This is a genomic window from Corynebacterium sp. SCR221107, assembly GCF_027886475.1.
Classification (GTDB): domain Bacteria; phylum Actinomycetota; class Actinomycetes; order Mycobacteriales; family Mycobacteriaceae; genus Corynebacterium.
Window position 1 is genome coordinate 1,012,248 of the sequence record NZ_CP115670.1, and the last position, 22,725, is coordinate 1,034,972.

General features: G+C 54.6%; 16 protein-coding genes and 1 pseudogene. 11 read left to right on the forward strand and 6 right to left on the reverse strand.

The annotated features are described in order from the left end of the window. The first annotated feature begins 4 nt into the window (after positions 1 to 4). From rsmA to PAB09_RS04585, 4 genes are all read left to right on the forward strand, one after another. Entirely contained in the window at positions 5 to 877 is an 873-nt protein-coding gene (rsmA, locus tag PAB09_RS04570; protein ID WP_271034859.1) for a 16S rRNA (adenine(1518)-N(6)/adenine(1519)-N(6))-dimethyltransferase RsmA, read from the forward strand. After that, positions 870 to 1,838: a 4-(cytidine 5'-diphospho)-2-C-methyl-D-erythritol kinase gene (locus PAB09_RS04575; protein ID WP_271034860.1), complete on the forward strand. Its 969-nt coding sequence runs from the start codon at positions 870 to 872 to the stop codon at positions 1,836 to 1,838. The genes rsmA and PAB09_RS04575 overlap by 8 nt, the downstream gene beginning before the upstream one ends. Positions 1,839 to 1,926: 88 nt before the next feature. Next, the gene (locus tag PAB09_RS04580; RefSeq protein WP_271034861.1) at positions 1,927 to 3,762 is read left to right on the forward strand and encodes an ABC-F family ATP-binding cassette domain-containing protein; all 1,836 of its coding nucleotides are present in this window, start codon (positions 1,927 to 1,929) and stop codon (positions 3,760 to 3,762) included. Positions 3,763 to 3,821: 59 nt separating this feature from the next. After that, the gene (locus tag PAB09_RS04585; protein WP_271034862.1) at positions 3,822 to 5,447 is read left to right on the forward strand and encodes an alpha/beta hydrolase; all 1,626 of its coding nucleotides are present in this window, start codon (positions 3,822 to 3,824) and stop codon (positions 5,445 to 5,447) included. 72 nt (positions 5,448 to 5,519) lie between these two features. Here the strand turns inward: PAB09_RS04585 and PAB09_RS04590 are convergent, their stop codons facing one another. Continuing rightward, positions 5,520 to 5,849 (reverse strand): putative quinol monooxygenase, encoded by a 330-nt coding sequence (locus tag PAB09_RS04590; RefSeq protein WP_271034863.1) that lies wholly within the window; start codon positions 5,847 to 5,849, stop codon positions 5,520 to 5,522. Between the two features lie 213 nt (positions 5,850 to 6,062). Between PAB09_RS04590 and ppk2 the strand changes: the two genes are divergently transcribed. Beyond that, entirely contained in the window at positions 6,063 to 6,995 is a 933-nt protein-coding gene (ppk2, locus tag PAB09_RS04595; protein WP_271034864.1) for a polyphosphate kinase 2, read from the forward strand. A 144-nt stretch (positions 6,996 to 7,139) separates the two neighbouring features. Here the strand turns inward: ppk2 and PAB09_RS04600 are convergent, their stop codons facing one another. Continuing rightward, the gene (locus PAB09_RS04600; RefSeq protein ID WP_271034865.1) at positions 7,140 to 7,940 is read right to left on the reverse strand and encodes a Cof-type HAD-IIB family hydrolase; all 801 of its coding nucleotides are present in this window, start codon (positions 7,938 to 7,940) and stop codon (positions 7,140 to 7,142) included. 222 nt (positions 7,941 to 8,162) lie between these two features. Here PAB09_RS04600 and PAB09_RS04605 point away from each other — a divergent pair, with 222 nt between their 5' ends. Continuing rightward, positions 8,163 to 9,239 carry an enoyl-CoA hydratase/isomerase family protein gene (locus PAB09_RS04605; protein WP_271034866.1) on the forward strand — a complete coding sequence of 359 codons (1,077 nt, stop codon included), beginning with the start codon at positions 8,163 to 8,165 and terminating at the stop codon, positions 9,237 to 9,239. A 157-nt stretch (positions 9,240 to 9,396) separates the two neighbouring features. Here the strand turns inward: PAB09_RS04605 and PAB09_RS04610 are convergent, their stop codons facing one another. Both PAB09_RS04610 and PAB09_RS04615 read right to left on the reverse strand, forming a co-directional pair. Beyond that, on the reverse strand, positions 9,397 to 10,101 hold the full coding sequence (locus PAB09_RS04610; protein WP_271034867.1) for a TetR/AcrR family transcriptional regulator: 705 nt from the start codon (positions 10,099 to 10,101) through the stop codon (positions 9,397 to 9,399). 165 nt (positions 10,102 to 10,266) lie between these two features. Beyond that, the gene (locus tag PAB09_RS04615; protein WP_271034868.1) at positions 10,267 to 12,606 is read right to left on the reverse strand and encodes an MMPL family transporter; all 2,340 of its coding nucleotides are present in this window, start codon (positions 12,604 to 12,606) and stop codon (positions 10,267 to 10,269) included. A gap of 423 nt (positions 12,607 to 13,029) precedes the next feature. Here PAB09_RS04615 and PAB09_RS04620 point away from each other — a divergent pair. Together PAB09_RS04620 and PAB09_RS04625 are read left to right on the forward strand one after the other, a co-directional pair. Beyond that, positions 13,030 to 14,252: pseudogene (locus tag PAB09_RS04620) on the forward strand (IS3 family transposase). Positions 14,253 to 14,374: 122 nt separating this feature from the next. Next, positions 14,375 to 14,506, forward strand: a complete 132-nt coding sequence (locus PAB09_RS04625; RefSeq protein ID WP_271035269.1) for a hypothetical protein — start codon at positions 14,375 to 14,377, stop codon at positions 14,504 to 14,506. Positions 14,507 to 14,532: 26 nt separating this feature from the next. Here the strand turns inward: PAB09_RS04625 and glcB are convergent, their stop codons facing one another. Beyond that, a complete protein-coding gene (gene glcB, locus PAB09_RS04630) occupies positions 14,533 to 16,731 on the reverse strand; it encodes a malate synthase G (protein WP_271034869.1) in 2,199 nt (732 codons plus the stop codon). A gap of 551 nt (positions 16,732 to 17,282) precedes the next feature. Between glcB and aceA the strand changes: the two genes are divergently transcribed. Beyond that, on the forward strand, positions 17,283 to 18,578 hold the full coding sequence (gene aceA, locus PAB09_RS04635) for an isocitrate lyase (protein WP_271034870.1): 1,296 nt from the start codon (positions 17,283 to 17,285) through the stop codon (positions 18,576 to 18,578). 692 nt (positions 18,579 to 19,270) lie between these two features. Then, positions 19,271 to 19,774: a ribonuclease E activity regulator RraA gene (rraA, locus tag PAB09_RS04640; protein ID WP_271034871.1), complete on the forward strand. Its 504-nt coding sequence runs from the start codon at positions 19,271 to 19,273 to the stop codon at positions 19,772 to 19,774. 452 nt (positions 19,775 to 20,226) lie between these two features. On the opposite strand, the gene PAB09_RS04645 is transcribed toward rraA, so the two are convergent. Beyond that, complete coding sequence (locus tag PAB09_RS04645) at positions 20,227 to 21,657, reverse strand: glyceraldehyde-3-phosphate dehydrogenase (protein ID WP_271034872.1); 1,431 nt, start codon at positions 21,655 to 21,657, stop codon at positions 20,227 to 20,229. Between the two features lie 337 nt (positions 21,658 to 21,994). On the opposite strand from PAB09_RS04645, the gene PAB09_RS04650 reads away from it, so the two are divergent. Then, the gene (locus tag PAB09_RS04650) at positions 21,995 to 22,648 is read left to right on the forward strand and encodes a hypothetical protein (RefSeq protein WP_271034873.1); all 654 of its coding nucleotides are present in this window, start codon (positions 21,995 to 21,997) and stop codon (positions 22,646 to 22,648) included. Positions 22,649 to 22,725: the final 77 nt, after the last annotated feature.

The following is a 22,725-nucleotide window of genomic DNA, read 5'->3' on the forward strand; positions in this document are numbered from 1 at the left end:
GACTATGGGAAATCTGCGTGCGCAACTCTTGGGTCCGGCCGAAATTCGTACCCTTGCGGAAAAACTGGATGTTTCGCCGACAAAGAAGCTGGGGCAAAACTTCGTTCATGACCCCAACACGGTGCGCATGATTGTTGCAGCGGCTGAATTAGATTCGTCTGATCACGTCATCGAAGTCGGCCCAGGTCTGGGATCGTTGACATTGGCCTTGGTAGATACTGTTGAAAAGGTAACAGCCGTGGAGATCGATCCGCGATTGGCCAAGCAATTACCGCATACTGTTGCCGAACGCGCTCCGGAATTTGCCGATCGCCTAACGATTATTCAGCGCGATGCACTTCTGATAACACCGGAAGACCTAAATCAGCCCACAGCGCTTGTCGCCAATCTTCCCTATAATGTCTCGGTTCCAGTACTCTTGCACCTGCTGGCTACGTTTCCGACGATTCGGAGGGTACTTGTCATGGTTCAGGCGGAAGTTGCCGATCGGCTCGCTGCAGCTCCTGGAAACAAGGTTTATGGTGTCCCGAGCGTAAAAGCCAGCTTTTATGGCAACGTCAGGCGTGCGGGTTCAATCGGAAAGAATGTATTCTGGCCAGCGCCGAAGATAGAGTCTGGGCTCGTGCGCATTGACTGCTTTGATCCCGTCAGCGCACCTTGGCCGATTACTGAACAAACTCGGAAACAAGTCTTTCCTCTTGTGGATGCTGCATTCGCACAACGCCGGAAGACGCTCAGAGCAGCACTTTCTGGCGTATTCGGTTCCGGACAAGTTGCGGAAGAGGCACTACGGGCAGCGGGAATTGAACCAACGCTTCGTGGAGAGAAACTCGATATCACGGACTTTGTCCGCTTAGCAGGAGTAACCAATGCCTAGACAGACTCTTGAGGATCAACGAGGCCTTCGCACCGTCACGGCGACGGCCCATTCGAAGGTCAATCTTCATCTCGGTGTGGGGCCGGTTCGTGAGGATGGATATCACGAATTGGTGACAATTTTCCAGGCGCTGAGTCTTCACGACGAAATCATCCTACGCGAAGTTGACCAGGACCCCCGCCAGGTCGCAGGGCAGGAGTCAATCATCGCCGGGTTCGAGGTCAACGGGAATCCATCGGTCCCCACTGATTCCAGCAATCTTGCATGGCGCGCGATTGATAAACTTTATGCGTGGCACAGGGCGCATGGGGGGAAGCAACTTTTACCCGTCACTCTGGAGCTAAACAAGGGAATTCCAGCGGCTGGGGGCATGGCCGGTGGCTCTGCAGATGCTGCCGCTGCATTGCGTGCGTTTAATGCGCTGCTGCCTCATCCAGCCTCGGAAGAGGTCCTGCTTGAACTATCCGCCGAGCTAGGCTCGGACGTTCCATTCACTTTAAGCGGAGGTACTCAGCGAGGCACTGGCCGGGGTGAAAACCTGACTCCCGTTATTTCTACCGGCACCTACCACTGGGCATTGGCGTTTGCCAAAGAAGGACTTTCGACCCCAGCGGTTTTTGCCAAACTGGATACGATGCAGCGGTCATCGCATCTTGATACTCGGGAACTTGCCCTAGCCCTGCGAAGTGGGGATGTACATGAAGTTGCGGCGAATTTGCACAACGATATGCAAGCAGCAGCCCTATCTATGCGTCCATCCTTGCGTACTACGCTGGAGCGCGGTCAACGAGCTGGCGCATTGCGAGGAATAGTCTCCGGCTCTGGTCCCACCTGTGCTTTTCTGTGTGAAGATGCCCTTATAGCACAGGAAGTAGCCGCCGAACTAGGCCTTTATGGGGCAGTAGCCGTGGCGAGCGGTCCAGCGCCTGGGGCTCAATTAAGCAACCTTGGGCAAGCATAGGTGACAAAGGGCTCAATCATTCGTCCTGCCTCAGCCCTGACCTAGACTGATACGTTCATGTGAACCTTGACGGGAAAGAAAATCTTTAGTGGCAAATCTCATTAACTTGGAATCCGTCAGCAAGTCTTTTGGACTCAAGACTCTGCTCGACAACGTAAGTCTCGGAGTTCAGACTGGGGATCGAATCGGGGTAGTTGGACTCAACGGTGGTGGTAAGACTACTTTGCTTGAAGTTCTCACGGGCATTGAAATACCCGATTCGGGGCGTGTGAGCCACAATTCCTCACTCAAGATGGCTGTCGTGACGCAACGGGCAGAATTGAACCCTGAGGCAACGGTCGCTGAGGTGGTACTTGCGCCCCTAGGCTTGGAAACGTACGAGTGGGCATCCAACTCTAAGGTTCGCGAGGTACTTGGGGGATTGGGCATCGTTGATCTTGGTCTAGACTCAAAAGTCGGGCAGCTTTCCGGCGGAGAGCGCAGGAGGACAAATCTTGCTGCTGCGCTGGTCCAAGATCTTGACTTGGTCGTGCTCGATGAGCCGACCAACCACCTTGATGTCGAAGGCGTTCAATGGCTGGCCCAGCATTTGCTTTCCCGCAAGCTGGCGATAGTCGTTGTCACCCACGACCGTTGGTTCCTTGACACTGTAGCTACGCGAACGTGGGAGGTACACGACGGGCAGGTTGACTCCTACGAAGGCGGCTACAATGACTGGATTTTCGCTAGGGCGGAGCGTGCCCGACAGGCCGATGCGATGGAACAGCGTCGGCAGAATTTAGCGCGAAAAGAACTCGCTTGGTTAAGGCGTGGCGCCCCGGCCCGAACCTCAAAACCGCGTTATCGCATTGAAGCTGCCGAAGCCCTGATTGCCGACGTGCCAGAGCCACGAAACAAGGTCGAACTCATGGCCTTTGCCAAGCAACGTCAGGGCAAGGTCGTGGTGGAACTGGAAAACGCACGAATCGAGACCCCCGATGGTCGTTTATTGGTCGATGACCTGACATGGCGGCTCGCTCCAGGCGAAAGAATCGGTTTGGTGGGCGTCAACGGATCTGGCAAGACGACGTTGCTTCGCGCCTTGGCAGGTGCCTATCCTCTAGCTGCTGGAAGGCGTATCGAAGGGCGTACCGTTCGCATGGGCTGGCTGCGGCAGGAACTTGACGATCTTGATCCTTCCCTGCGCCTCCTCGATGCTGTTGAGGAGGTAGCTACCTATGTGCAGCTTGGCAAGAAGGAGCTTTCAGCATCGCAGCTGGCAGAACGCCTCGGATTCTCAGCAAAGCGTCAGCGAACTCCCGTGGGGGATCTCTCAGGTGGCGAGCGTCGTCGATTGCAGTTGACCCGAGTGCTCATGAGTGAGCCCAATTTCCTTTTGCTCGACGAACCAACGAATGACCTCGACATAGATACCCTCCAAGAGCTTGAATCTCTCCTCGACTCGTGGGCTGGAACAATGGTAGTCATTTCACACGATCGCTATCTCATTGAACGCATCGCTGATTCCACATGGGCGCTGTTCGGCGATGGCAAGTTGAGCAATTTGCCGGGTGGCATCGAAGAGTATCTTTCGCGTCGGGCGCAGTTGACGGCGGGCAAAGACCAAGGTGTATTGGACCTCGGAACCGCTGGTGGGATAGAGGAAAAGGCCACAAACAACCAAAATGCGGGATCAAAGGTTCACACTTCATCACTCTCGAATCAGCAGATCCGTGAAATCAATAAGCAGATGACTGCGTTGGAACGCAAGATGGCGAAACTGGATCCGCAGATAGTCCAACTCAATGAGGAGATGGCGCAAGCAGCTGCTGTTGTGGACACAGCGGCCCTGGTGGACCTAGATAAAAAGCTTAAGGCGCTTCAAGGTGAGCGCGAGGAGCTGGAGATGCAATGGCTAGAATTGGGAGAACAACTCGAAAGTTAGGCGAGCCAGTACGGGTTTTCGCCCGCCTTCACCTTTGGGGTTTGGTTGGTGCGTTCTTCATGTACATCATGGGGACGACTCCATCACTTCTCCCGCGCTCATGGTTTTACCAAGCGGTGATTTCAGGGATCGCAGCAGCACTCGGCTATCTATTGGGACTTGGCTTGCACTGGGTCTTTTGCCGTTATGTTCGTGCTCGCGTCAAATGGCTCAATTCTGATCATTGCTCGCCAACAACCGTTTCTTTGGTGCGCCGTGCCATCATAGGTGTCGGCAGTATTTGGGTCTTGGCGGTGATCGTCTTTTCCCGACGGTGGCAAGAAAAACTCTCCGCGCTCGCTGGAACGCGACCAATGGATCTTTGGGAATTTTTGCTCATGATTCCGATGTCGGTGCTGATCTTTGGTGCTGTCATGGTTGTGGCTCGCTTCCTTCGCCGAAGCGCTGACTCTTTGGATCGCCACTTTCCCCACCGCGTGCGCCCAATGACCCGGACAGTGATGTCGTGGGGCTTTGTACTCCTGCTTTTTGCCTGGTTTTTTCATAATGCCGTTCCTGGCGCCATTGTTGGTGTGGGGGAGAGGTTTTATACAGCGCAAAACCGAAACCCCGACCCGCAAATGTCGGCGCCTGTACTGGCTGAAAGGTCGGGATCTCCCTACTCAGAAGTGGATTTCGAAGGTGTGGGATTTTATGGTTCACGTTTCGTTTCTGGCGGCGCCACGGCACAACAGCTCACCGAGGCTACCGGACGTCCCGCGAAAGAACCAATTCGGGTCTATGCAGGTCTCGGTAATGCGACCGATACAGATGAGCGTGGTCAACTCATTATTCGTGAGCTTGAGCGCACTGGTGCCCAAGACCGCAAGGCGATGCTCTTGTTGATGACGACCGGGACTGGATGGGTCTCCGATTATGCGACGCAGGGATTTGAGTTGCTTTACGACGGCGACACTGCAATCGCCGCAGGGCAGTATTCGGCATTGCCTTCGGCACTGGATTTTCTTGGTGGTGCGGAAAATGTCTTAAACGCCGGTAAACAGCTCTTGGACCCCATCATTAGCTGGTGGAACTCGTTGCCTGAAGAGCGCCGTCCGAAACTCTATCTGTATGGCGAATCGCTAGGAACCACAGGCGTCGAGGGTGCCTTTTCTGGTTTACGCGACATCGCGAATTCCGTTGACGGGATCTTGCTGACAGGTCCTCCTCATTTCAACCCTTTGCGCTCGCAAATAGTCGAACGCCGGGATCCCGGAACCACGGAAACTGACCCAGAATACTCAGAGGGGATGCTCGTTCGTTTTGCCAACGATGTGGATGACATCAACGATTGGGTAACCGAACCGCAGCCAGATTGGGGACCAGCGCGGATACTCTATGTGCAGCACCCGTCGGATCCAGTGGCATGGTGGAGCCCGGAAATGATATTTAGAGAACCTGACTGGTTGAAAGAACCGGCGCCGGCGGGGCATGAGCGCGCGATGACCTGGATGCCTGTTATTTCCTTCTTGCAGGTCTCGGCGGATTTGCCGGTGGCTGCAAACGCCCCCATCGATTTCGGGCACAATTACGGTTCGTCCGTCTTGCCCGGTTTTGCAGCGATAGCTGGCATGACCTTAAGTTCAAACGAACTGGCTGAGCTCGATGCACAACTGGTAGCCATAAGAGGCAATCGCCCAAAGTAGTTTCTAATTCTGCAAATAATCCCGCATCCTCAGACACGACTTGCCATGAGATGATGCGGGATTGCAGTTTTTCTAGGACTCCTCTACCTGGAACTCTGCCATCTTATCCCATTCAGTCTTTCCTGGAATGAGAGTGTTAATGATCGAAGGGGTCTTGAGCAAGTATGCAGGCATTTCCTCGCAGGCGCGCTTGAAGTGGTCGGACGAAACGTGAGCTTCAGCGGCATCATCCTGGAAGGATTCGATCAAAAGGAACTCTTGGGGATTGGCTGGATCCTGGTACCAATCAAAGAAAATGTTTCCTTCTTCCTGCCGTGTTGCTTGGGTGAACCAATCGACATCTTGAAGGAACGTATCCACGTATTCTGGCTTGACCTGGTATTTTACATTGATCAAAATCATGTAGTCGACTCTACCGTTTCGATGTTAGTGTGGGCTAAACTTGCAGCTAAGACCGCTGCGGGAAATCCGTGAAGGCGGAATTGACGTCGCCACTCGTGGTGCCGTAGATGGCGGCCTAACAAAGATTGCAGATCCAAGGAGATAACTAACAATTGGGGGTTTTATGCGTGGAGCGTTCTTTTTCTTGACCAAAAGCCAGTAAATTGAAATGTTATGGGCAAAAAGGACAAGGATTTTCAGGGGATAGCTTACTCTGCTGGGGGATTCGGTGGTGATGACCTGGCGGTGAAGCCACCAAAGCTTTCCAAGGAGGCATACGAGGCAGAACTCAAGCGTTTGCAGGCTGAACTCGTCGACATGCAGCAATGGGTAGTAGAGACTGGCGCTCGTGTTGTTGTGGTGATGGAAGGGCGTGACGCAGCCGGTAAGGGCTCAGCTATCAAGCGAATCACTCAGTATCTGAACCCGCGAACCTGCCGGATCGAGGCGCTGCCTGCTCCCAACTCTCGTGAACAAGGCCAGTGGTACTTCCAGCGCTATGTTGAGAAGTTGCCTACTGCAGGTGAAATCGTCATCTTCGATAGGTCTTGGTATAACCGTGCCGGCGTCGAACGGGTTATGGGCTTTTGTACTTCGCAAGAGTATCGTCGCTTCCTGCATCAAGCACCAATCTTTGAGCGGCTATTGGTAGAAGACGGAATCATGTTGCGGAAGTATTGGTTCTCCGTTTCTGACGAAGAACAAATTGCACGATTTAAGTCGCGCCGAAACGACCCGCTTCGTCGTTGGAAGCTTTCCCCAATGGATCTTCAGTCCATCACTCGCTGGGAGGATTATTCCCGCGCCAAGGACGAGATGTTCATCCACACCGACATTCCTTCTGCGCCGTGGTACACGGTGGAGTCTGAGGACAAGAAGCGTTCGCGAATCAACGTGATCAGCCACCTTTTGTCCACGATTCCCTACACACGTATCGATCGTGAACTGCCTGAGATCCCTGAGCGACCCCAATCTGCTCGCGACTATCAGCGTCCCCCGCGCGAGGATTTCCGCTATGTGCCGGATGTAGCCGCCCACCTTGAGAAGGCCTCGATTGAGGAGTCTTCTAAGAAGGGCAAGAAGCACAAGAAGAAGCACGGAAAGTAGTCAACCGCTTCGCCTTGAGAGCCCTCCTGAGGCAACTAACGTGAACTGAGAACACCAGTAGTTTCCCTTTTACCCAGCCCAGGACACTGCTGGTGTTTCACTTTGGACTTGAACAATCGTCCTCGCTAGTCCCACTCATGAATGCTAGGAGTGCTCGAGCAATTCTTTGAGCACTGTGACTACCCCGTGGTCTGCATTAGACGGGGCAAGGTGATTTGCGACCTCTTTGACTTTGGGGTGCGCATTCGCCATAGCGTATGAGGTGCCAGCGGCCTTGACGAGTTCGTAATCGTTGAGGAAGTCGCCGAAGGCGAGAGTTTCTGTTATCTCGATCCCCATGGTTGCGGCGAGGCGTTCGAGGGCGATGCCCTTGTTAATATCCGGCTGCATCAAATCGATCCAATGTTTGCCAGAAATTGTGATCGGAAGCCCTCCGGTGCGACCTTCAAGCGCAGGTGCGCCGACGGTCTCTGCGTCTTGAAAGCAATATATTGCGAGTTTGACCACGTGACTGTCGATAGCTGCATGCAAGTCGTCGGTGATCGTAAGCTTTCTATAGTAGATATTGCATTCATCAAGAAACTTCTCGTCATGGCGAGAAATGAAGGCGCCATCTGCACGACAAACGACCACACCCCAGTCGATATCTGGGCGTTGCTCGATGGTTTCGATAATTTCGTGGCAGATTGCTGTATCCACCGTCGTTAGCGAAACGATGTCACCTTCGTGGAAGACCACCGTTCCGTTTTCAGCGATGTAAGACAAAGGGGATGACGAGCGTTCGAACTGGTGTTGGAGGGTGGCAAGCTGCCGGCCACTGGCAGGGGCGAAAACAACTCCTTGATCGTGAAGCTGGTCGAGCAATGGCCAGAAATCATCGGGTATGTGGTGGTTTTCGTCGAGCAAGGTGCCGTCCATGTCTGTGACGATCAATCGGTATTTCATGGCATTACTTCGATTCTGCTTAAACCAACGCCGTGATCACTGCAATCACTGCGGAGGGTATTTGTATTTTTGTTTTTATGGCTGAACGCCGCTCGCCGGAGAAAACAGTGATTTGTAAAAACCCAAGTAAATAGGGATATCTAACACCGCTGTGGTCCTACCCCAGAATAGGGGAAAGTCATTTTCCTGCAAAATAGTACGTGATGTGCAACACTATTTTCTATGTCTAGTAACCGTAATTCGCTGCTTAGAGAAAAGGACTCGCTGGTCAATGCCTACGTGCGCAATACCACGGGGATCTTGGAACTTAACCGTCCACGTGCATTGAACTCGCTCAACCAAGAGATGATCGACATTATTGACGAAGCCCTCAATTCATGGCGTGATGACCCCGCAGTTCACCGTGTCGTGCTGACTTCGCTCAGCGAGAAGGGCTTCTGTGCTGGAGGAGATGTGCGCGAGGCTCGTGAAGCAGCGTTATCGGGGAACCACGGCCCCGCAGACCACTTTTTCGATACCGAATTTCAACTCAACGGGGATCTTGCCGAGTTCCCCAAAGCTTATATCTCGATCATCGATGGCGTGGTGATGGGAGGTGGACTCGGCATCTCTGCGCATGGCTCTCACCGGATCGTGACGGAGAAAGCATTTGCCGCCATGCCAGAAATGGCAATTGGTTACATGCCAGATGTGGGAATTCCGTGGATGTTCCAGCATATGGTAGATGAAAACAATAGGACCTCTTATGCTAGGGCTGTATTTCTCGTGGTTACAGGATGGCGTTTGAGCCCGGCGGATATGGTGTATTCGGGGCTCGCTACCCATTTCGTTCCTTCGAAAGATATCGGTGATTTTGTAGATGTAGTGATCGCAGAATCCTTAGATGAGGCTCTCGAGCGATATGCCTCCAATGTAGAGGAAGTATCCCGGCTTGCCGCTTTGGAGGCGGACATCGAAGCAACCTTCAATTTTGCGTCGTGGGCAGAGATTTCAGCGGCACTCGATTCCCATCCGAACAAGGAATTTACTGAGGAAGTTCGTTCCTTGCTTTCCAATGCAAACCCCGCGTCTGTAGTGGCTGCAGTCGAGCTGATGCATGCGATCACGAAGGTGTCCTCAATTCGGGAGGAGCTAAAGTTAGAAAAAGCACTGGGGGCGCATATGCGACGCCTGCCGAATTTCGCCGAAGGGGTGAGAGCGGTTCTGGTAGACAAGGATCGCAGTCCGAAATTCGCACCTGCCAGCTACGACGAGGTCGACGCAAATGAGTTTCGTATGCTTTTGGAAAACGTCCTCTAGAAATTAAGTTAAGGAATGCTTGAGAGCAATAGTCGAAAGAACCGCGACCTTAACACGCAAGGTCGCGGCTTCAATCATTTCTAGGTCTGCGTAGCCATCCGTTTACCCACGATGATTCGTGACGTACCTATGGTTTCTAATCCTGAGCCATGGGGGACTAATCTGCGCAGAGCTTTCCGGATTTATTATGCCGATCGTTGCGGCACAGCTGGATCGGGGAGTGCTCGAGTGAAATAATCTCTTCACGAATTTCTTCCGGCAGCTCGACAGGCCTGGCCACCGGTTTGTCACGGAATTGGTCGAAGGCTCGGCGCAGAATGTTGACACCGACTTCGCTTCCCCGATCGTGGCAAAAGTCGAAGTAGTGAGAGATCGCAAACTGTGCAACAGACGCGGCAGCAACAATCTCGGTGGCAAGGTCGAACAGGTCTTTTCCTGGAAAGTACTCGGCGATTTGAGCAAATGCCTCCCGTTGATAATGAGGCTCTAAATGATTGTTGAGCCCCAGTGGCAGAATTCCAATCTGCTGGCTGAGCACACCGAGCGAGTAGAAAGACAAAAGGTCATCGTCGTTACGTCGGAGTCCATTGATTGCGACTTGTTCGACGATTTCATAAACCTTTTTTCCCTCGGTATCACCTACGGATTCGAGCATTTCCCGCACAGCGTGAGACGCGAATTCTATGATCGCTTCTTCACGCGAGGAAAAATAATTGTGAAAAGTGCGCTGAGAAACCCCTGCCCGTGCGCAGATTTCAGCGATCGATTGCTTTTCGGGGCCTTCATAGCGGGCCACGGATGCCGCCGCTCGTGCGATGGCTGCTCGCGTTTGAGCCTTCTTCAATTCGCGTAGGCCGGACATGAAGCGTGCATCCTTTCTAATAGAGGGGGAGGTTCTGATGATGTCGTAAATACTGGAGCAATTGATGCTTCAGGAAGTAGGTACCCATTTAGATTAAGCCTTTGGGCACACAGCCCCATTCATCTGGGGCTGTGACAAGGATTAACGGCATTGACCTTGCGCGTCTTAGTGGGCAAGGTTGTGCTCGCGGGCCAGTGCTTCACCCTCGATATCTACCTTTGGCAAGATTTTGTCAATCCACTTGGGTAACCACCAAGCGCGTTCATCCAGCAAAAACATTGTCGCAGGGATGATGGTCATTCGAACGATGAATGCATCGAAGAAGACTGCGATGGCTAGTGCAAAGCCCATTGTCTTGATGAAGGCCATATCCTGCATCATGAAGGCCGCGAAGACAGATATCATGATCAGCGCAGCTGCCGTAACCACGCGGGCGCCATGTTTAAAACCGTTTGAGGTTGCATTACCGGCGGTCTTGCCATGTGCCCAGCCTTCGCGCATGCGAGTGACGAGGAACACTTGGTAATCCATTGCAAGTCCAAAGACGAGCCCGATGAGAATGATCGGCAGGAAGGAAAGCAAAGGCTGTGGATCGTCGATAATGCTTAACCAACCCTCTTGGAAGATTCCCACCGTCACGCCGAAGGTAGCGAGCACGGACAGTCCGAATCCCAACGCCGCGATGAGCGGTACCCAAATAGAGCGGAAGACAAGCATCAAGACCACAAATGCCAAAATGAGGACGATTGCGACATAGGGGATGAGAACTGATTGGAGTCGATCGGAGACATCGTCGTAAATAGCCGTTGCTCCAGTGATGCCGTAGGTGGCGCCCGTCTCGGACTTCAACGCTGGGGTGTTTTCTCGCAGGCTCACCAATGTCTCTGATGTTCGTGAATCGGTTGGACCCCACTCCGGTGTGATATAGATCTGCGCGGTGTCCATTCCATCAGTCGTTGCTGTGACCTGAGCGTTAACAACACCATCGGTTTCGGAGATGGTGGAAACGGCCATCTGGAGTGCCATCGGGCGTTCAGCCTTGCTTACCTCGGCGAGATCTACCAAGGCGATCATCGGTGCATTGCGACCTTTCCCGAATTCCTCGGCAGTGATATCCCATGCTTCTCGAGTAGCGGATCCCCTTGGCTCAGAACCGCCAGTGGGCATGGCAAGTTGCATGTTGGCCGCTGGAATTCCCAGAATCGCCAGAGCGACGACACCGACAATCAGGTGGCCCATCGGGTGCTTGCGGATTCTTCGCACCCAGCGAAGACCCATCGTAGGAGTCTCGTTCTCAGGGTCAGGAACTTTTGGCCCAGGAACTCGTGCGGCAAAGATCTTCGTACCTAACAGGCCAAGAAGCGCTGGGAGGAAGGTAAGCGCTACGAGAACCGCAATGGCGACGGTCGCGGCTGCGGTGAGAGCCATTGCCGTCAAGAATGGGATGTTGATGATAGACAATGCTGCCAGCGCAATGAGCACGGTAAGGCCCGCGAAAACAACAGCCGAGCCAGCAGTGCCAACCGCCATGCCCATGGCATGGGCTCGTTGATCTAACGTCATCTTCTTGAGCGCATCACGCAGCTGCCGAGGTTCCATATCAGCCGCGCCGGCTGTCTTCACGAGCTCATTGCGGAAGCGGTTGACGATAAACAGGGCGTAGTCGATTCCCACAGCTAGGCCGATCATCGATGCCAGGGTGGGGGTCATCGAGGTAATGTCGGAAGACACAGCTGTGAGTGCTTGAATGCCCAAAATGCCGATTCCTACACCGATAACCGCCGAAATCAGCGGCATCCCAGCGGCAACGAATGAACCAAACGTAATCAGCAAGACAATGGCGGCCACTGCCATACCGATAATCTCAGACGTCATTTCCATCTCACTCATGGCCGTAAAGGCATTACCGTTTGCCAGTACTTTGAGCGTGTCTGAATTGTATTCGTCGAGTACGGCTTCGACGGCATCGCGATCTTCGATTGGGATATCGGTTGCAGAAGCGGCGTCAAAGGTAATGCTCATCGTGCCGGTGGTTTGATCTTCTGACAAGGGGCTCAAGGCCTTAATATCCGACTGAATTTGTTCCTCAGGGACTCCTTGGGCCTGCTTTGCCTGGGTTAGCTGTTGTGACATGCCCATCGAGGCGGTAGCCGGATCGACGAGGGTGTCGGTTTCCGTGAGTGCACCAGTGGCCTTGAGGTCTTCGATCAGCTCGTTGATGCGGGCCTGGACCTCGGGATCGGTTAGTTTTGACCCGTCTGTCGTCTGGACCAAGATCGTGCCGGTCGGTCCGGATAACGCATCGCCTGACGTCGGGAAGCGCTCCTGCATCTTTTCCATCGTTTCAACTGACTCCAGACCTGGGATGGTCATGGTGTTGGTGGTGGGCTTAGAAAAAGCCGATGCTACTGAACCAATGGCTATGAGGACTATGAGCCAAAAAGCGAGGAAAACCCATTTCTTTCGGTAGGCCGTGCTACCGATTTTGTAAAGGAATTGAGCCATGAGGTGGTTGTCTTTCCTGTATTCGTGGGATTGGGAAGATTTGAGTTACGCACCGCTTTGGGTGTTCGATTACCTATTTTTCGCAGGTTTCACCCGATTTGCGCAACATTGCATAGTCTATGCAAAAATTCGGAAAGGCTGCAAGTTTCGGGTTGTAAAAGCGATGAATCGTGCAATCGTGAAGAGATTGGTCGCCTGCGATGAGACGTTGTCGTTTGACAATCTTTGGAATTGCTTTTCGGTAGAATTGCTGTCGTTCTTGGGGCGTGAGAGGTGGAGGAAGCGCAGTTAATGGACGTTGATTTCCTCAGAGTTGTGCTGGCAGCTTCCGCGATAATTGTCGGGGTGGCTTTTGCTGTTGCTATTCGTCGAATTGAAGCGTCCTGGGTTTAGTTCCTACCTCAGCTAAGGAAGGATTGAACTATGCCTAGAAAGTATTCCGTCGAGTTCAAGGAGAAGGCGGTCCATCAGATCATCGAAATGGTCCGCCTGGAGTCTTGCTCACTGCAACGCGCCTATTCGGAGGTCGGTGAGCTGCTGAGTATCTCACCATACGTTGCGGGTTTGGTACCGTGACAGCGCTTCAGTACGCGATAATTCTGACGCTTCAGGCGGCGAAACAATGGAAGAAGAACTCAGGCGTCTGCGTCGAGAAAACCGCGAACTGAAACGAGCAAACGGGATTCTTAAGACAGCTTCGGCTTTTTCGCAGCGGAACTCGACCGACCCACGGCCAAATGATCTCCTACATCGACGCGTACAAAGATCAATTTGGGGTCGAGGCCATCTGCAGAGTTCTAAAACAGGCAGATCGTGGATTCATCACCTCTCGTGGCTACCGCAAGGCGACCACTCGTGTTCCCAGCGCAAGGGCCTTAAGCGATAGCCTGCTCATCCCAGAGATACAGCGTGTGCATGCACAGAATTTCTCGGTCTACGGTATCCGCAAAATGTGGCACGCGATGAACCGTGAAGGCTTTCATATTGGTCGCGACAAGACCGCACATCTGATGAAACTCGCAGGCGTTTCTGGCCGCAGACGTGGGCGAACCCCAGTGACAACGGTAAGCCAGAAGACACCGGATCATCGCCGAGACCTTGTACAGCGAGACTTTCGTGCGCAGGCACCAGGCAGGCTTTGGGTTGCCGACATTACCCACGTTCGCACCCTGTCAGGATTCGCCTATACCGCGTTTGTCGTGGATGTATTCAGCCGAAAAATTGTTGGTGTTGCTACACGCTCGACGATGCCTACCGATGCACTGCCGATGGAGGCTTTGGAGCATGCGTTAACGACTGCAGGGCGAATCCATGGAAACCAGCTAATTCACCATAGCGATCGGGGCAGCCAGTATGTGTCACTGAAGTATTCCACTGCGCTAGCCGAGTCAGGAATCCGTCCGAGTGTGGGAACAGTCGGCGATTCTTACGACAATGCACTAGCCGAAACAGTCAACGGTCTCTACAAGGCTGAACTGATTCATGCCCAGGGCCCGTGGACGTCGGTCGGAGAAGTCGAACTGGCCACCTTGCGGTGGGCGCATTGGTGGAACACGAAGCGACTTCACGAAGCATTGGACTACGCCACCCCACAGGAAGTAGAAACCGAGTACTATCTCACCCAGCCCATCAACACAGGGCCGTAAAAGAAGCGGAACTAAACCCAGGACGCTTCAACAAGAGCGGAGTGCAGTCTGGCAGTCGGTCGAGCGACGATGGAGCCAACTATAAGTGGGGCATCATTTACTACAATCCGAATGACCCCTCTGTGCTGGTAGAGAAGCGTTTTGGGGTGGGGGTGAATTTCAATTATGCAACATGGCAGGGCAAGACATTTGTCGCTGTCGTCTTAGTGGCGACAGCGACCTGCCTTGCCCTGCCATTTCTCGGGTGGCGTTAAAGCAGGATTGGTATGAGGGGGTGCCTTTAGGCGATTCCCTCGCGCTGCTTGAACTCGCGGCGTCGAGCGTGCAATAACGGTTCGGTGTAACCGGACGGTGACTGTGTGCCCTTGAGAATCAGATCCTTTGCCGTTTGGAAGGCGATGGAGTAATCGTAGTCGGCAGACATGGAGCGGTAAGCCGGATCACCCTCGTTCTGGCGATCCACAACCTTCGCCATGCGCTCGAGGGACTCAATAATTTGTTCCTCTGAAACAACGCCGTGCGTGAGCCAGTTTGCCAGAATCTGAGAAGAAATGCGCAGGGTAGCGCGGTCCTCCATCAAATCCACATCGTGAATGTCGGGAACCTTGGAGCAACCGATACCTTGTTCGACCCAACGGACAACGTAGCCGAGAATGGACTGACAGTTGTTGTCGAGCTCTTCCTGCTTTTCTGCGTCGGACCAATCGGTAGTGGCCGCAACAGGTACAGTCAACAGTCCTAGGAAGGTGTCGCGACGGCCTGCAGTCTTGAGCTTTTCCTGAACCTCGTGAACATCAACCTGGTGGTAGTGGGTAGCATGCAGCACCGCGCCCGTTGGGGAGGGAACCCATGCGGTGTTCGCACCCTCACGGGGCTGACCGATCTTCGCCTCGAGCATTTCGGCCATCAACTCAGTCATGGCCCACATACCCTTACCGATCTGTGCCTTGCCTGGAAGTCCGCGCTCAATGCCGGTGTCGACGTTGTTGTCCTCGTATGACTGCTTCCACAGTTCTTTTTGCATATCGGCCTTGCGGACCATCGCCCCGGCCTGCATCGAGGTGTGGATTTCATCACCGGTACGGTCCAAGAACCCCGTGTTGATGAACGCCAAACGGTCGGCCACGGCCATGATGCACGCATCGAGGTTAGCGGAGGTACGACGCTCTTCATCCATGACGCCAACCTTGATGGCAAAGCGCTCAAGGCCAAGCAGGTCCTCAACGCGTCCGAACAGCTCGTTCGTGAACTCCACTTCCTCAGGTCCATGTTGCTTTGGCTTGACGATGTAGATCGAGCCGGTTCGGGAATTACGCAGGGCGTTGTGCTGATCGAGGCCAGGGATTGCACAAGCGGAGGTGATGATGGCGTCCATAATGCCCTCGAACACCTCTTCACCGTCGACGAGGATAGCGGGATTACGCATAAGGTGGCCGACATTGCGGACGAGAAGGAGAGAGCGACCATGCAGGCGCACGTGGGTGCCGTTGCGGCCGATGTACTCGCGGTCTTCGTTGAGAGCACGGGTGAAGGTCTTGCCGTTCTTGGTGACTTCTTCCTTCAGGCTGCCGTTGTTGAGTCCGAGCCAGTTACGGTAGCCCAAGACCTTGTCGGTGGCGTCGACCGCTGCAACAGAATCCTCGAAGTCCATGATTGTCGACACCGCGGCTTCAAGGATGATGTCCTTGATGCCGGCCTTATCCTCGCGTCCAATGGGCGTGGACGGGTCGATCTGCAACTCAATATGCAGGCCGTTATTGCGCAGCAAGATGGCGGAAGGATCGTGGACTTCGCCGATGAAACCGCGGTAAGAGCGTTGGTCGCGCAGGTGGAACTTCTCTTCTCCGACCATCGCGGTGAGCTTGCCGCAGAAAACTGTATAGCGGTCAACGTCAGCGTGAGATGCGCCCTCCAAAGGAACGGCCTTGTCGAGGAAATCTCGACCCCAGGCGATAACGCGGCGACCTCGCTCTGGGTTGTACTTGTCTCCCTTTTCCGCACCGGGTTCTTCCGGGATGGCGTTAGTACCGTACAGCGCGTCATAGAGTGAACCCCAGCGGGCATTGGCAGCATTAAGCGCGAAACGTGCGTTGAGGATGGGTACTACAAGCTGAGGCCCTGCGACGGTAGCAATTTCTTCGTCGATGTTGCGGGTGCGGATTTCACCCTTGGCTGGTGCTTCTACGAGGTATCCGATCTCTCGCAGGAATGCCTCGTGTTCTTCTGGATCGGGCTGGCCGGGGTTTGCACGGTAGTAGTCATCGAGCTGGGTCTGAAGCTGCTCGCGCCGGGCAAGCAGCTGCTCATTGCGCGGAGTGAAATCCCTGACAATGCTCGCGAATCCAGCCCAGAAATCTTCGACTGAGACTCCGGTGGCTGGCAATACCTCAGAGTTGACGAAGTCGTAGAGAACCTGCGCGACCTCAAGGCCGGCTACCGACACCCGCGGGGTGGTGTCCTGATTAAGGGTCTGGATCATCGGGATGCTCCTAGTGCTCGAGTGTGATCAATGGAAGTGCATTCTGCCCTCGGGGCGATGCAGCCGTTTGAAATTCTTTCAGTCCGGTTCTTGGTGGGAGAGACGCAAGGCCCGGTCAGTGTGTCGCTTTTGTGCGATGCATATCACTCTAAGTGACTGGCATCACAAGGAAAACCCTTTCACAATTTTTACTTCAGACTACCCCCGCTGTGGCGGTTGCCTCACTCGGGGGAGAGTGCCCGCTTTTTTAACTTTTCTGATTCGCCTGCGTATTTAAGTTGACAACGTTTGCGCAGGCGGGGGTGGTTTGGGGCAAAGCAAAAATTTTGGGGGCGAAACATGTCGCTTTGCAAAATTTGCAAATTACCCCTTTACCCCCACACGGAATTTACTTTTCGAATTCATTGACGCGGGACTCAAACCAAGGCAATCTGTGACTCACGCCACCGAATTGGTTGCACGAGTTGCAACGAGGCGGTGGATCCTACACCAATCGTTAGAACCTTTCTCGCCACCATCTTTGGGCGACTAACCATGAAAGAGAGCACGACATGACCACCACCGGACAGGCACGTACCGCTGCGGAGATCCAGAAGGATTGGGATGAGAACCCTCGTTGGGAGGGGATCCAGCGCGACTATACCGCCGAGCAGGTCGCTGAGCTTCAGGGCAAGGTCATCGAGGAGCACACCCTTGCACGCCGTGGCGCTGAGGTTTTGTGGGAGAAGGTCTCCAAGCGAGATGGCTCCTACATCAACTCGCTTGGCGCGCTGACCGGAAACCAGGCAGTGCAGCAGGCCCGTGCTGGACTTCAGGCCGTTTACCTCTCGGGCTGGCAGGTTGCAGGTGATGCCAACCTCTCCGGCCACACCTACCCAGATCAGTCGCTGTACCCGGCCAACTCGGTTCCAAGCGTTGTCCGTCGAATCAATAACGCCTTGCTGCGAGCCGACGAGATCGCCCGCGTTGAGGGGGACAACTCTGTCGAGGACTGGCTGTTGCCAATCGTTGCCGATGGAGAGGCTGGCTTCGGTGGCGCCCTCAATGTTTATGAGCTGCAAAAGGCAATGATTGCTGCCGGTGCTGCTGGTACTCACTGGGAGGATCAGCTTGCATCCGAGAAGAAGTGCGGTCATCTGGGTGGCAAGGTTCTCATTCCGACCCAGCAGCACATCCGCACCCTGACCTCCGCTCGTCTTGCTGCCGACGTTGCTAACACTCCAACCGTCATCATCGCCCGCACCGATGCCGAGGCTGCTACCCTCATCACCTCCGATGTTGATGATCGGGATAAGCCGTTCATCACTGGTGAGCGCACCTCCGAAGGTTTCTACAAGGTGCAAAATGGCCTCGAGCCGTGCATCGCCCGCGCGAAGTCTTACGCCCCCTATGCAGACATGATTTGGATGGAGACCGGAACTCCGGATCTGGAGCTGGCAAAGAAGTTCGCTGAGGGCGTGAAGGCGGAATTCCCAGACCAGCTCCTCGCATACAACTGCTCGCCTTCCTTCAACTGGTCCGCACACCTCGATGCTGACGAGATCGCGAAGTTCCAGCGTGAACTTGGAGCAATGGGCTTCTCCTTCCAATTCATCACTCTGGCAGGCTTCCACGCCCTCAACTACGGCATGTTCGACCTCGCTCACGGCTACGCACGCGAAGGCATGACGGCTTTCGTCGACCTGCAGAACCGCGAGTTCAAGGCTGCAGAGGAGCGCGGCTTCACCGCAGTCAAGCACCAGCGCGAGGTTGGCGCCGGCTACTTCGACAAGATCGCCACCACGGTTGACCCGAACTCTTCGACTACCGCTCTGAAGGGATCCACCGAGGAAGGCCAGTTCCACTAGGAACGGAGCATTGGGACATCACCCCCGGCCCTTCCCCTCACAAAGATGGTGGTGTGGCTAGGCTACACCGGGTCACACCACCATTGGCTTCATGCCTCTCGTGCTGCGCCCGCATCAGCACCCATGTTTTCTCCACGCCTTCGGCGGTAAGTATGGGATCCACTCGACATTTGCGGTACCTCGCAATGCGTTAGGCCATCTGTGCCCATCTTTCGCAGAATTCGTTGCGGCGATCGAACCTCTCGTATCACCGAACGGCGACAAGGCAAATATTACCTGCGAGCCTTGCCCACAATCGGTCGGTGGACGATGTTCTCATTGCGATTTGTGGTGTTGCTTTCGCTCAAGTGGCGCTCCAATTGGGCACGTTTCTCCAAAAGGGAAATAGATGGCGTCCAGTCTCATGGCGCAAAATTTGTCCAGAGGATGCTTCAACCGCTAAAAGGGGCTCGAACCGCTGGGGTTTTGGGCTTAGTGGGAAAACGCTCTCCATGGGTTGCTGGTGTGGGTGCAGGACGGGAGGATCTACAGAGGTCGTGGACACTAGCTTCATGTTTGTACTTCCTGTCCAGTCGGTGAGCCTCATTGCGTTGCTATGTCTTTAGTTCCAACTAAAGAACGAGTGCGAATGGGCATGAACACGATTTAGCATTACCCGATGAAACACTAGGTGAGTAGAAAAGGAAAAGGGCATGGCTATCACACCGTTGGCAACCGCTGATCTTGTGGACATCATCGGCGAAGATGTGCGTTCCTGCGATACCCAATTCACTAATTATGGTGGAGTCACAGCATTTTGTGGACGCATCGAGACGATTCGCTGTTTTCAAGACAATGGCTTGGTCAAAAAGCTGCTCAATTCCCCCGGCGACGGTCGCGTTTTGGTGGTTGACGGCTATGGATCGGTTCATACTGCTTTGATGGGCGATCTTATCGCCAAGGCTGGCGTGGCACATGGCTGGGCTGGCGTGGTGATCAACGGGGCGATTCGCGATAGTGCCGTTGTGTCGGAGCTGCCATTCGGGGCGAAAGCTCTGGGGACGAACCCTCGCAAATCCGCAAAGGATGCCGAAGGTGAGCTCTCCGTAGTAGTCGAGTTCGGTGGGGTTGAGTTCGTGCCTGGCCATTTCCTTTACGCTGATGCTGATGGCATCGTCGTCACCGAAGACCCGATTGAGGAGGGCGCCATCGATTAGCTCCGAAAACCATCACTCGCTTTAAGTACACAAGGTGACCCGGTTTTCCACGCCACATGCGTGTGAAAAACCGGGTCACCTTGTGTGGTTTCCATCCGCAGTCCGAATTTATCGTGCGGACGCTGGTCAATCACCCTGACTTTTTGTTTGAAAGAAGTGGCTCAATACGAAGCCTGGTGATGGATTCAGCGCCACGCTCCCTCATTAGAAGAAAGTAGAGGCGACAGAAGGCAATTTAAGGACGAACCGTAGCAAGGACCATCAGCGAACCCGAGTTGCACGCCTTAAGAACGGAAGAACAGACAAAGCGCCGGAGAAAACTCCGGCGCTGAATGCAGTTACACCCAGTTCGCTCTGGTTTCCGCTAGGGCCGTGCGTAGTTCCCGTCAGCCCCCTCATCAATGATGTGAGGGTCGGGAAACGAGTGCAGCCCCACCGGGGAGGGCGGTGTATTAGATGTCTTTAGACGCGGGGCGCGCTGGAAGGACAACCGGGCGAGCGTTTGCAAGGTGCTCGACGATACGGATGACCTGGTTGGAGTAGCCGAACTCGTTGTCGTACCAGACGTAGAGAACCAAATGGTTGCCGTTGGCGATGGTTGCCAAACCGTCGACAATTCCGGCGTGGGTGGAGCCAACGAAGTCGGAGGATACAACCTCTGGGGATGCGATGTAGGAGATCTGCTGGCGCAGATCGGAGTACAGCGCAACGCGATCCATGAGGTCATTGACCTCATCGCGGGTGACTTCCTTTTCCAAGGTCAAGTTGAGCACAGCCATGGAAACGTCGGGGGTTGGAACGCGGATTGCGTTGCCGGTGAGCTTGCCTTCGAGCTCAGGCAGGGCCTTGGCAACTGCCTTTGCGGCACCGGTCTCCGTGAGCACCATGTTCAAGCCGGCGGCGCGGCCACGGCGGGCGCCCTTGTGGAAGTTGTCGATGAGGTTTTGGTCATTAGTAAAAGAGTGAACGGTCTCGACGTGGCCGTTGACAATGCCGTAGTGATCATTGATCACCTTCAGCGAAGGAGTGATGCCGTTGGTGGTACACGAGGCGGCGGTGACGATCGTGTGCTCGTCGGTGATGGCGTCGTGGTTAATGCCGTAAACGACATTGAGCAGGTCGCCCTTGCCTGGTGCGGTAAGCACGACGCGGTCAACACCCTTGGCCTCAAGGTGCTGGGACAGTCCAGCACGGTCGCGCCACACGCCGGTATTGTCCACGACAATGGCGTTGTCGATACCGTAGGAGGTGTAGTCGATGCTGGTCGGATCGTTCGCGTAGATCATTTGGATCTTGGTGCCGTTTGCCCAGATGACTTCATTTTCCTCATCAACGGTGATGGTGCCACGGAATGCGCCGTGTACCGAGTCGCGGCGCAGCAGAGAGGCGCGCTTGTGGATGTCATCAGCGGACTTCTTGCGCACAACGATGGCGCGCAGGCGAGGACCGCCATAGGCGGCCTCGCGGGAGATGAGGATGCGTGCCAGCAGGCGACCGATGCGGCCAAAGCCGTAGAGCACCACGTCCTTGGTGGGACGCTCGGTGGCCGCGCCGATGACCTCAGCCAGTTCCGAGTTAAGGAATTCAGCGAGGTCCCCGCCCTTTTCGGAATAGGAGGCAGCCAGCCGGCCGAGGTCGATGGAAGCCGAGCCGAGGTTCAAGGCTGGCAGCAGTTCGAGAATCGGCAGGGTGTCGGCCGGGGTAAGCTCGCGGTCATTTGCCAAGCGCGAGTAGCGGTGAGCCTTGACGATGTCGATGTCGGTGACGTCGATCAGAAGGCGGCCGAACACGGAGACCACCACATTGTTTTCGCGGTGAAGCTTGCCGATGATCGGGAGCATCTGCTGTGCGGATTCGAGCTTTTCGTTCCAGTCGTTGGCCATGACGTTCTTCTTAGATCCTTTTGGGTAAGCGTAAAAGACACGCGCCGCTTCGGGCACTGCCGTAATCCTAAAACATTCCTGTTACTAATATGGTCCGTTTCGGGGGTGAAAAACACGGTGAGGGTACCCACGGGGATTGAGGCGCAGCAGCATGCCCACGACGGACGCATCCTAGTTCTTGCAAATTCGACCGCAACTCGGTGCAGTGCCTGCTTGCCGACGCCCGATGCCCACCTCCGCTCAAGACATAATTTCGTATTGCCTGGGTTTCTTCCAATTTGATTGACAAAAGGTAGACTTTTCGGGCGAGCGTCGTTGGTGGAAAGGTGCGTTAGACATGTGGCATGCCGTTAGTTTTGCGTTGATGGATTCCGTCAACGTTTTGCTCATCGGTCTCATTGTCGCTGTTGGCGTGCTTTTGCCACGTGGCGGCAAGTATTGGAAGATCATGGGGCTGCTGGTCGGCGGCGACTGGGTAGGAGTGTTCCTGCTGGCCTTGGCCACGATGTATCTGTTCAATGGCATCGAGGATACGGTCCGGGCGGTCATCGATTCGCCGATTTTCGGGATCATTCTCATTGCCTTCGGCATCCTGGGTGCGGTGATGACCTGGCGCGGCGGCGACAATACGGCGATGCTGGAAAAGCTCTTGCCGCCGGTGCGAAAGCCTTCTGGAAAGACTTTTGTGGCAGGTCTATTGCTCGGTGTGATCCAATCCGCGACTTCAGCACCGTTTTTTGGTGGTATCGCCGTGCTTAGCGTCGGTGACTTTTCCGTGTGGGTGCAATACATCGGAATGTTCTTTTATGCGTGCCTTGCTCTGAGTCTGCCAGTGCTGACGGCGCTTGGGGTCGGATTTGTTCGGGCATTCCCGGAAAGCCCTGCCGGGCGTGGTTTTGAGTGGATGCGCAATCATGGAGATGCCGTCAACAATGGTGCCGGATATGTCGTTTCCGTCATCTTGATCGTCTTGGGCTTGGCGCACCTTTAGCCGGGATGCATGCTTTCCTACGCCTGCGTGACTGCTGCGTGGAAACGTCAAGGCCACCGGCAAGTCTGAAACCTATG

Coding starts and splice junctions, on each gene's coding strand:
- ppk2 (WP_271034864.1), top strand. CDS start 6,063: ATGGGCAAAAAGGACAAGGATTTTCAGGGGATAGCTTACTCTGCTGGG.
- PAB09_RS04585 (WP_271034862.1), top strand. CDS start 3,822: ATGTACATCATGGGGACGACTCCATCACTTCTCCCGCGCTCATGGTTT.
- PAB09_RS04615 (WP_271034868.1), bottom strand. CDS start 12,606: ATGGCTCAATTCCTTTACAAAATCGGTAGCACGGCCTACCGAAAGAAA.
- PAB09_RS04590 (WP_271034863.1), bottom strand. CDS start 5,849: ATGATTTTGATCAATGTAAAATACCAGGTCAAGCCAGAATACGTGGAT.
- glcB (WP_271034869.1), bottom strand. CDS start 16,731: ATGATCCAGACCCTTAATCAGGACACCACCCCGCGGGTGTCGGTAGCC.
- PAB09_RS04610 (WP_271034867.1), bottom strand. CDS start 10,101: ATGTCCGGCCTACGCGAATTGAAGAAGGCTCAAACGCGAGCAGCCATC.
- PAB09_RS04600 (WP_271034865.1), bottom strand. CDS start 7,940: ATGAAATACCGATTGATCGTCACAGACATGGACGGCACCTTGCTCGAC.
- aceA (WP_271034870.1), top strand. CDS start 17,283: ATGACCACCACCGGACAGGCACGTACCGCTGCGGAGATCCAGAAGGAT.
- PAB09_RS04605 (WP_271034866.1), top strand. CDS start 8,163: ATGTCTAGTAACCGTAATTCGCTGCTTAGAGAAAAGGACTCGCTGGTC.
- PAB09_RS04650 (WP_271034873.1), top strand. CDS start 21,995: ATGTGGCATGCCGTTAGTTTTGCGTTGATGGATTCCGTCAACGTTTTG.
- rsmA (WP_271034859.1), top strand. CDS start 5: ATGGGAAATCTGCGTGCGCAACTCTTGGGTCCGGCCGAAATTCGTACC.
- PAB09_RS04575 (WP_271034860.1), top strand. CDS start 870: ATGCCTAGACAGACTCTTGAGGATCAACGAGGCCTTCGCACCGTCACG.
- rraA (WP_271034871.1), top strand. CDS start 19,271: ATGGCTATCACACCGTTGGCAACCGCTGATCTTGTGGACATCATCGGC.
- PAB09_RS04645 (WP_271034872.1), bottom strand. CDS start 21,657: ATGGCCAACGACTGGAACGAAAAGCTCGAATCCGCACAGCAGATGCTC.